Source organism: Pseudoscardovia suis (assembly GCF_002797875.1).
GTDB lineage: Bacteria > Actinomycetota > Actinomycetes > Actinomycetales > Bifidobacteriaceae > Pseudoscardovia > Pseudoscardovia suis.
This window is the reverse complement of record NZ_PGFC01000013.1, coordinates 1-10,604: the sequence shown is the minus strand read 5'-3', so window position 1 is coordinate 10,604 and position 10,604 is coordinate 1. Positions and strand designations below refer to the sequence as shown.

Genomic DNA, 10,604 nt, shown 5'->3' with positions numbered 1-10,604 from the left:
CCTGTCCACCGCGCTGGGGAGCAAGTACGCGGACGTGACGATGGAGTACGGCAGGTCCACGGACCAGGTGCTCGTCGGCAACTGGGACGGCAAGTGACCTTTCCCACCGCGACTGCGCGACATCCAGAGGATTGATTGAAGGGCGGGGCACCATGACGGGCCCCGCCCTTCAACCCAATACCCACAAACAAGGTGTGTGACTGCCCGCCTATTCGAAGGCTCTGCCCGGTACTTGTGTTCGGTTATGATGGGTGCCATGGTTGATACTGAGGTTTTTGCTCCCCGTAACATCATTGTGACGGGCGGGGCTGGTTTCATTGGTTCGAATTTCGTGCATTGGGTGGTGGACCACCATCCGGAGACGCATGTGACGGTGCTTGACAAGCTGACGTATGCGGGGAACCTGGAGAACCTTGCCGGCATCCCGGACGACCGCATGGATTTCGTGAAGGGCGACATTTGCGACGCGGAGCTGCTTGACAGGATCGTTCCCGGTCATGATGCGATCGTGCATTATGCGGCGGAGTCGCATAACGACAATTCGATCGCGGACCCGGAGCCGTTCGTGCGCACGAACGTGGTGGGCACGTTCCGCCTGCTGGAGGCGGTGCGCAGGTACGGCATCCGTTACCATCACATCAGCACGGACGAGGTGTACGGGGACCTGGCGTTGGACGACCCGGCGAAGTTCACGGAGAGCACGCCGTACCATCCGTCGAGCCCGTATTCGTCGACGAAGGCGAGCTCGGACCTTCTGGTGCGCGCGTGGACGCGCACGTATGGTTTGCGCACGACGATCAGCAATTGCAGCAACAACTACGGCCCGTACCAGCATGTGGAGAAGTTCATCCCGCGCCAGATCACGAACGTGCTGACGGGCGTGCGCCCGAAGCTGTATGGCGCGGGCCTGAACGTGCGCGACTGGATCCACACGGAGGACCATTCCTCCGCGGTGTGGACGATTTTGACGAAGGGGCGTATCGGCGAGACGTACCTGATCGGCGCGAACGGCGAGAGGAACAACATCGACGTGCTGCGCATGATCCTGCGCCTGATGGGCCAGCCGGAGGATGCGTTCGACCATGTGAAGGACCGTCCGGGCCATGACCGCCGTTATGCGATCGACGCGACGAAGCTGCGCACGGAGCTGGGCTGGGAGCCGAAGCATACGGACTTCGAGTCGGGTCTCAAGGCGACGATCGACTGGTACACGCAGCATCCGGAGTGGTGGGAGAAGACCAAGGCCGCGACCGAGGAACGCTACAAGCAGCAAGGCCAGTGAGCGCAGTAGTGAGAAGGAACCGGTTGGGTCGGTTCTCTTGCTAATATGAGATGGGCACGGTGTCTAGATTCAAGAACCCCCAGTCTTGGATATAGATGCTGTGCTCTTTTTACTCGGTGATATAGTTAATTTGAATTCCTGATGAAAGCTATCGGTCAGGGGGATTGATAGCACAGGGTGGCGTCAGAAAGGTAAACTAATGCGTATTGCGGTTGCAGGTACCGGTTATGTGGGACTTTCCGTGGCACTGCTGCTTTCTCAGCACAATCAGGTGAAGGCTCTTGACATCGTTCCGCAGAAGATTGAGTTGCTGAACCAACACAAGAGCCCGATTCAGGACCGGGAGATTGAAGCGTTCCTCACTGGCGATGCCAATGGCAGCCGTCCTCTTGATTTCACTGCAACACTGGATGCAAATGAAGCGTATACAGATGCGGAATATGCGGTCATCGCTACGCCGACGAATTATGACTCGGAACGCAATTACTTCGATACATCTTCTGTCGAGGCCGCCATTGAAGCGATTCGAGCAGTGAACAAGACTGCATGGATTGTGATCAAATCTACGATTCCGGTTGGTTACACCCAGCAGGTACGCGAGAAATATTCCGACCGTCGTATCATCTTCAGCCCGGAATTTCTGCGCGAAGGTCATGCGCTGTATGACAATCTGCATCCATCCCGCATCGTTGTTGGTGCTCCTGGCGATGATGTCACAGCCGTGAAGGCTGCTCATGGTTTCGCCAGATTGCTTGCCGAAGGCGCTGCCGATGGCGAAGCAGAACGTGTGAATGCGGATGGGACGAGGGGCATCACGTCTCTTATCGTCGGCACCACCGAAGCCGAGGCCATCAAGCTCTTCGCAAACACGTACCTTGCTCTCCGCGTCGCGTATTTCAACGAGCTCGATACATATGCGGAGTCTCGCGGCCTCAACACGCGGGAGATTATCCAGGGGGTGTGCCTCGATCCGCGCATTCGCAACAATTACAACAACCCGTCTTTCGGTTACGGCGGCTATTGCCTGCCCAAGGATACGAAGCAGCTGCTTGCGAATTACCAGGATGTGCCGCAGAACCTCATCGGTGCCATCGTGGATTCCAACGTTACTCGCAAGGACTTCATTGCGTCAGAAGCTGTTCGTCGAGTTCAGGGTGTCGAGAATCCCATCATTGGCGTGTACAGGCTAACAATGAAGTCTGGTTCTGACAACTTCCGTCAGTCCTCGATTCAGGGAGTGATGAAGCGCATCAAGGCGAAGGGCATCACCGTGCTTGTCTACGAGCCTACGCTTGATGCTCCTGACTTCTTCCACTCGGAAGTCACTCATGACCTTGAGGACTTTAAGAGGCGTTCCAGCCTCATTCTCGCGAATCGCTGGAATGATGAGCTGAGTGACGTGGCTCCCAAGGTGTATACGAGGGATCTGTTCAAGAGGGACTAGCTATCAAGTCGTAATTTCATTGCATGACGAGTTGTTCTGCTGCATTTTCGATAGGTTCTGCACCTGCCTGCAAGTGGTGGGTGCAGAACGTATACTAAGCTTGGTACATTATCTTGGCTGATTGTGCTATGTGCTGCTCCCTCTGCAAGTAATTGTTATATTTGTATGCTCAGAAAACGGTCATCTGTACTTAAGTTGTATCAGACTAACAATATGTATGGCTACGTTAGCTTGAGTCTGCGAGAAGCAAGGAATTATTAATGGCGAAATCCATAAAGGTTAATGCCTTGCTAAACTTTTCTAAGCAAGTCGTTTCCACGATTTTTCCTCTTATTACTGTGCCCTATGCAACCAGAATCCTTGGTGCAAAGGACTACGGTGCTGTAAACTATACGAATTCCATCATTAGCTATTTCGTGCTTCTTGCTGGTTTGGGTATTTCAACATATGCCACTCGCGAGGGTGCAAGGATACGTAAGGATAAACAAAAATTAGCGCAGTTCGCTTCCGAGGTGTTTAGCATAAATGTGGTCTCATGTGCCCTTGCATATGTGTTACTGTTTATTCTCCTGTTGTGTTGGAAGGGGGAACGCGCTTACATTGCGCTTCTTGTCATCCAATCCTTCGCCATCGCAGCAAATACCTTTGGCATGGATTGGATCAACACCGTCTTTGAAGATTATGCGTACCTAACGATTCGGTACATCTGCTTTCAGGTGCTATCTCTGCTTGCGCTACTAATCTTCGTCCATTCTCCCAATGATTCCGCAATCTATGCATTTTGTACAATCCTGCCGACATTTGGAGGCAATATTTGCAATCTGTGGTATGTGCGTCGCTATGTGAAGGTCCGTCTAACCCGGCATCTTCATCTAAAGCAGCATATCCGTGCCATCTTGACGCTATTCGCCAACAACCTTGCATCAGTTATTTATCTGTCGTCGGACCAAACTCTGCTCGGCATCCTCAAGGACTCGCGAGCCGTGGGGCTTTACAGTCTGCCGGTTAAAATCTACACTGTCATTCAAGGCGCATTTAATGCAATGACTTATGTAATGGTTCCGCGACTGTCGGCACTGATTGCCGGAAACGACGACAGAGCGATTCAGCGACTGCTTGATAATACTTTTCGTGTTCTTCTTACGGTCGTTATTCCAGCCTCAATCGGGTTGGCTTTCTTGAGTCAGGACATCATTGTTGTTCTCTCAGGTGAGGAGTATGCCTCTGGAACAATTGTGTTGCGGATAATGAGCGTTACGCTCCTTTTCTCTGTTTTCAATTGCTTCTTTGCAAATGGCATCTTGATTCCTTTTCGGCTCGAAGGGGATTTCCTCGTGGCGACTTCCATCGCAGCCCTAATGAACTTGGGCCTTAATTTTCTTTTCATACCTCTTTGGGGAATTAACGGCGCCGCATTCACAACCTTGCTATCGGAGCTTTACATTCTGTGCCATGTAGGATATTCCTCTCGAAAAATCTACGTTCCTTCTTTCTCATCGAAGTTTGTTTTTTCTATTCTATTGGGGAGCCTCGCAGTTGCAGGGGTTTGCTGGGTTGTGGAGACGTTCGTATCTCAGAGTCTTCTGAGGATTATTCTCGCTGTTTTTGGGTCCATGGTAGCCTATGCTCTCATTGAGATAATTACTGGTAATGATATGGCGAAAGAACTTATCTCGAGTACATTCAAGCGATTATCGACGATTGTTCATAAACATGAGTAGTTTTGTCTACAATTTGGTTGCATGAGTGAAGATCATAGTGTTTCCATAGTGTTGGCTACAGTGGGTTCTCGATATGCTCTTGAAGCACTCTTTGATGATGGGCTAGTAGGGGTTCGCAGCTGGAACGCTCGTAGTGCTCGGGACTGGCAATTTAATTGGCTTTTCGAACATCACGTAGAAGAACTCGGTGGTGTTGTCGGCGATGAGCGGGCCAAACCCTGTCTCGAGCACGTGCTGGTCAATCCGTATGATGCCCTCGGGTATAGTTGCGCCTCCCGTGTTTTCGTTTTGGTTTGGCGAATGAGAACCATCACGTGACGCGCATCATGCTTTTTTATGCAGGGTAGGAGAGCCGAAGTGCGTAAGGAATTCGGATGCTATCTCGACGGTCGTGGCATTAGTTTATTATGCAGACATTGAGTTTGTCCGAGAGGGGTGCTGCTATGGGGACACGAGTCTGTCATGTTTTTATTATCGGTTGCAAAGGGATTCCGGCGAAATATGGCGGATATGAGACTTTCGTTGATAAACTAACCGAATACCATGAAGATGACGATGAGATTCAGTATCACGTTGCGTGTAAATCTGATCGTTCCTGCGAATTCACATATCATAATGCAGCTTGTTTCGGGGTGCATGTGCCGAATATAGGCGCCGCTCAAGCGGTTTCTTATGACATTATGGCTTTCCGGAGAAGTCTGTCCTATATTAAACAACACCGAATTGAACGTCCTATCGTCTATATGCTGACGTGTCGTATCGGTCCATTTCTGCGTCCCCTATATAGGGAGCTACATCGCTTAGGTGGCGTATTGCTCGTCAACCCTGATGGGCATGAATGGCTGAGAGCGAAATGGCCTGAGCCTGTGAAGAAATATTGGAAGCTCTCTGAGGCGCTCACGGTGAGGTTCGCAGATTTGCTGATTTGCGACAGCATCAATATCGAGAGATACATTAAGACGGAATATCGAAAGTACAGTCCTAATACGAGATATATTTCCTATGGAGCGGAAGTTTATTCAAGATTGGGTGATGATCCCTCTGGGAAGATTGTCGAGTGGCTGGAACGGAATCGGCTGAAAGACCATGGCTACTATTTAATCGTCGGCCGTTTCGTCCCTGAGAATAATTACGAAACGATGTTACGGGAGTACCTGGCATCGAGCACAAAGAGGCCATTGGTAATCGTAAGTAACGTAGATAAGAACTCTCGCTTTTGGAAAGAGCTTCGGCAGAAAACGCGCTTCGACCAAGATCCGCGTGTACAATTTGTTGGGACCATTTACGATCAAGAGCTGTTGACGGAGGTGCGTGCGCACGCCTACGCGTATATTCATGGCCATGAGGTGGGGGGAACTAATCCAAGTCTGTTGGAGGCTCTCGGGAGTACATCTCTCAATTTATTGTTAGACGTCGGGTTTAATCATGAAGTTGGTCTTGACGCAGCATTGTACTGGACCAAAAAAAACGGTAGCTTGAGGACACTGATTAATTCCGTGGATACGCTCCCCCAAGCTGAGATTGAACAGTATTCGAAGCGGGCGAAAGCTCGTATTTCGTCTGGTTACAGTTGGGACTTAATTGCAAGTTCCTACAAAAAGTTGTTTGCTGATATCTGTGGCTCTGCCCATTCGCGAAGCTCGGAAATCGACGAGGACGATTGAAGAATGCGCAATTTTCGTGTCAGTGTAGTAATGACGAGTTTTAATGGTGTTCAGTATTTACGAGCTCAAGTGGAATCTATCGTCAAGCAACTCTCAGCAGACGATGAGTTGCTGATTAGCGATGATGGCTCAACTGATGGTACTCAAACTCTGATTCGAGAACTTCAGCAAGAATACCCTCTTATTCGAATGCTTGAAGGGCCGCGAAGGGGTATCGTCGCTAACTTTGCGTACGCGATTGGGAAAGCTACTGGTGATTTGATTTTCCTGAGCGATCAGGATGATGTATGGCTCGATGACAAAGTATCCACAGTAACTGGATACTTTGAAAAACATCCGGATATTGCATGCATCGTCCACGATGTTCGGGTAGTGGATCAATCTCTGACCACAATTGAGCCGTCCTTTTATGCATTCAGGGGATCAAAGAATGGCTTGTTGAATAATCTCATTAAGAATTCCTTTATGGGGAGCGCTATGGCTATCCGTTCAGATATGCGTAGCTATGTCTTGCCTATTCCTGAAAAGGTACCCATGCACGACCAATGGATTGGTTTAGTATGTTTGCTGTTCGGTAAAGTTGTATTCCTCCCCGATGTCTTAGGCCTTTACCGACGTCATGGTAATAATGCTTCTTCTTTCTCGAGAAGTTCGATTCATCGTATGATTTCGAATCGAAAGTATCTTGTGTTAGAACTACTGAAGCGAAAGTTCCGCGGAAATGGTCAATAATCGATTTACTGGAATGACGAATACGAAGACGACGTTCCTTCCACCCAGGCGTCTTGCTGTGACAGGATTGGGTCAAGAACGGGTGTCCTTTGGCTTTTCCGTTGTATATCTTTTTCTACTTCTGCTCTTTAATGCCTATTTTGAAAAGAAAGCATCGGTAAATGCGCTTTTCATGATTGTGGCGCTGGGGTATTTGATTGTCTTTCCCTCTAGTAAGAAGAAAGGTACGTTATCCGCGGCGGCGATAGTCCTTTCCATCCTCCAGCTGTATTACCAATTTTTCGGTTATTCAAGCGGTAGCATATATTGTTGCTGTCTTCTTCTAATTGTTGCCTATTCCATGTTCAGCGATTGTATGGAATCTTGTTTCAAAGAGATTTTCATGCTGAAAGCGGTCCTGATTGTTGCGGCAATGCATTCGGTACTATGCGTATTCGAAGCAGTAACACATTCGAATCCCTGGCTGCAGCTGTTGTCGATTGCTGCGTTCCACGGAGATAACCCAAGTGAATACCGTGTAACAGGTTTGACGGCTCACCCGATTACAGCGGCGGTCTTCGCGGTTTCTACAGTGATTCTCGCTAGCGCCTTCTATTGGCGTTTCAGGAAATCACGTTACCTGGTTATTGTCGTAGTTTCGCTTCTTGCTGCCGCTGCAACTCAGACTCGTTCAATATACATTACGCTTCCGTTTGCGTTGTTATGCGTATTAGTGGCACGGGGTATCCATATCCCCAAGCTAGATTCAATCAAAGCCTCCGTTGTTGTCGCCTTGGCAGCGATCCCATTGGTCCTCGTGCTACTTTTGGACTCTTCATTTTATACTCAGCTTAGCCTTCGGTTTTCAAAACTCTGGGATTCGGGATCATATCTACAAAGAGCGGGTTCGTTGCGTTTCCTTTCAAATTACATTGCAGATGGTTCTGTTTCGGAAAAACTTCTCGGGCATGGCTATGGCTCTTTGGTCCATTACCTCAGTTCGGAAAACATATCCTTTGTGTCCGAAGGATTCTATACGGTAGATAACCAGTATGTGACGACCATATTTGATTTGGGTCTATTGGGGTTTCTTGTGCTCACGGTTATTGCGGTAGGAAAAATAGCAACAGCCGTGAAGTCACTCAGACAAGTATCGAGTCAAGACGGTATGGCTTCTCTACTCCAGCCTTTTCTTGCAATTGTCTTGATTATTTTCTTGCTGGCTGCTATTTTCTTCTTTGAGTGTTACGATAAACCTATCATAATATGCACGTTAGCTTTAGGATTTGCACTTTGCGATTCCCAATCCGATTGCATGGGCAAAAGTGTTTGAGGCGGCATTTCTATGGGGGATAACTCAATGCATGTAGTTTTTATCGTGTTACATTTTTTGTCCGCAGATTTGACAGATATGTGTCTTCAATCTTTGAGCGGACTTGATGGCGGCTCTGCCGATGACAATATTTCCATGGATATCGTTGTTATTGATAATGGTTCGCATAATGGTTCCATTGAAATAGTGCAAGAGAAATACCGAGATGATGCAAGAATACATTTTCTTTTCAATGAGGAGAACGTCGGTTTCAGCAAGGCAAATAACATAGCTTATCGTTTTGCAATGGAGAACCTCCGCCCTGATTTCGTGGCAGTAATTAACAATGACGTAGAGATTCTACAGAAGAATTTTCTGCACTTACTATTAGATGTGTTTTCGAAGACACAGGCGTACGTTATTGGACCAGATATTATTGCAAAGCGTACGTTGCTTCATCAAAGCCCAATTCGTTTGAATCTGCCAACACGTCAGGAGACGATTGAAAATATATATTTGAACAGCACCGGTTCTTCAAAGCGCAAAATTCGCTCTGAAGTTCCTCTTGCAAAACGTTTACGTTGGTCCGTTGTGAAGCCTTTGGAACAAATCCCAGGCGTCCGCGTAATGCTGAAACGTTGGAGGGAAAAGAGAGTGGAATCGGCGCAGACTCGATCGCTCACTCCTCATAAAGGCGCATTGTTGCAAGGAGCTGCACTTATTTTTACGCCTTTGTTCGTAAAAACGCACGAGCTTCCTTTCGAGCCAGAGACATTTCTCTATTGCGAAGAGGATATTCTTGCGATTCGGTGTGCAACTAATCAGTGGAAAACATGGTATGACCCCTGTCTTCAAGTGTTCCATTATGACGACGGTGCCACAGAGGCGTTACTGGGGAACAATAGCAAGAAAAGCGAATTTCAGCGCCAGAATAGTGTTTCAGCTGGCAATATCCTGTTGGAATACGAAGACTCTATTGGTTGGTAGATTAGCAACTGTGCACATGCTGCTAATCTGTTTTATTCCTGTTATGCAAAATTAGGAGTGGGCATTGAAAAAGAGAATCTTGGTCATATTTCATGATGCGGCATCTCTGAGTGGTGCTTCTATGTCGATGTTAAGCTCTCTCCAGGAGATGGCAAATCATTCACGATTCGATTGGTTCTGTATGTTGCCAGAGCATAATGAAGTAATCGAAGATAGATTAAGGGAATCCAATATAACTCCTGTTGTCTTTTCATATTGGACCTCAGTCTATCGTAGGGGATCGGTTGCGGATACACTTCGATCTTTCGCAAAATGTTGTGTGAAAGAATTGCTGAACACTATTGCAGTCCATAAGCTGCGACGTTTCATTGCGGAAAATAAGATAACACTAGTATACACGAATACTAGTGTTATTACAGTTGGTGCTAGGGCAGCTTCAAGAAGTAAAGTTCCGCATATTTGGCATATACGAGAATTTTGCGAGGAGGACCACCATCTTCATTTTTTGCTCGGAAGAAAGTGGTTTTATCGTATAGCTTCCCAATCGGCGAGAATAATAGTGATTTCTCGCGCTCTTGCAAAGAAATATCAACAGCATATCTCTGAAGACAAGATTCGTGTTGTTTATAATGATATTCCACTGGTAAGCACCGAAATGCAATTACATTCGATTCGCTACCCTCTGCGTATATTGGTGACAGGTTCGATTCAGCCAGGTAAGAGACAGATGGATGTGATTTCTGCCGCCAAAATCTTAAAGCAGCGTGGTATTGCATTCCATATTTCTTTCGCGGGAAAGATTCAGGATCAAGACTACGCGAGAAAGGTCCGGCAACTGATTGCAGATTCTCGATTGTCGGAGAGCGTGACCTTTCTTGGATTGGTGAAGGACATGGATACCATCAGGGCGGAGAACGATATCGCGGTGGTTCCCTCTGAATGTGAAGCTTTTGGGCGCGTGACAATCGAGGCATTGCTGGCGGGAATGCTCGTGATTGCTTCGGACACCGGTGCGAATCCCGAGCTAATAAAGGATAAGTCCACTGGTTTTTTATTCCGGTGCGGGGACTCGGCAGGGCTTGCAGACATCCTCACTTCTCTTTCGGAAACCTCTGATAAGAGCCAGCTCGATACTTTAATAGGCCGCGGGTATGAGTCTGCGCTTCGTTTTACTGGCGAGAACAGCGGAAAGAACATTAATCTTATCGTTTCCAGTGTCCTGGACGGAGAATAACGATTCTCCAACAGAGCTGTTGAGCCCGGAGTAAAGAGATAGGAATCAAGGAATTCGTCGTTTGTTGTGTATTTGGTTGAAGGGCGGGGCCCGTCATGGTGCCCCGCCCTTCAATCAATCCTCTGGATGTCGCGCAGTCGCGGTGGGAAAGGTCACTTGCCGTCCCAGTTGCCGACGAGCACCTGGTCCGTGGACCTGCCGTACTCCATCGTCACGTCCGCGTACTTGCTCCCCAGCGCGGTGGACAGG

At 48.2% G+C, this 10,604-nt stretch carries 8 protein-coding genes; all 8 read left to right on the top strand.

The window, feature by feature from the left end; genetic code table 11:
- The first annotated feature begins 256 nt into the window (after positions 1–256).
- The 8 genes from rfbB (at position 257) to CLV65_RS08515 (ending at position 10,355) form a co-directional block, all read left to right on the top strand.
- A complete protein-coding gene (gene rfbB / locus CLV65_RS08550; protein WP_169713389.1) occupies positions 257–1,282 on the top strand; it encodes a dTDP-glucose 4,6-dehydratase in 1,026 nt (341 codons plus the stop codon).
- 199 nt (positions 1,283–1,481) lie between these two features.
- The gene (locus CLV65_RS08545) at positions 1,482–2,726 is read left to right on the top strand and encodes a nucleotide sugar dehydrogenase (RefSeq protein ID WP_094691496.1); all 1,245 of its coding nucleotides are present in this window, start codon (positions 1,482–1,484) and stop codon (positions 2,724–2,726) included.
- 260 nt (positions 2,727–2,986) lie between these two features.
- Complete coding sequence (locus tag CLV65_RS08540; RefSeq protein ID WP_094691497.1) at positions 2,987–4,447, top strand: oligosaccharide flippase family protein; 1,461 nt, start codon at positions 2,987–2,989, stop codon at positions 4,445–4,447.
- Between the two features lie 443 nt (positions 4,448–4,890).
- Positions 4,891–6,111 carry a beta 1-4 rhamnosyltransferase Cps2T gene (gene cps2T, locus CLV65_RS08535; RefSeq protein ID WP_094691505.1) on the top strand — a complete coding sequence of 407 codons (1,221 nt, stop codon included), beginning with the start codon at positions 4,891–4,893 and terminating at the stop codon, positions 6,109–6,111.
- Positions 6,112–6,114: 3 nt separating this feature from the next.
- The gene (locus tag CLV65_RS08530; protein ID WP_094691498.1) at positions 6,115–6,843 is read left to right on the top strand and encodes a glycosyltransferase family 2 protein; all 729 of its coding nucleotides are present in this window, start codon (positions 6,115–6,117) and stop codon (positions 6,841–6,843) included.
- Between the two features lie 58 nt (positions 6,844–6,901).
- Positions 6,902–8,155 (top strand): O-antigen ligase family protein, encoded by a 1,254-nt coding sequence (locus tag CLV65_RS08525; RefSeq protein ID WP_144441895.1) that lies wholly within the window; start codon positions 6,902–6,904, stop codon positions 8,153–8,155.
- Positions 8,156–8,167: 12 nt separating this feature from the next.
- The gene (locus CLV65_RS08520; protein WP_094691500.1) at positions 8,168–9,121 is read left to right on the top strand and encodes a glycosyltransferase family 2 protein; all 954 of its coding nucleotides are present in this window, start codon (positions 8,168–8,170) and stop codon (positions 9,119–9,121) included.
- A 64-nt stretch (positions 9,122–9,185) separates the two neighbouring features.
- Complete coding sequence (locus CLV65_RS08515) at positions 9,186–10,355, top strand: glycosyltransferase family 4 protein (protein WP_094691501.1); 1,170 nt, start codon at positions 9,186–9,188, stop codon at positions 10,353–10,355.
- Positions 10,356–10,604 lie beyond the last annotated feature (249 nt).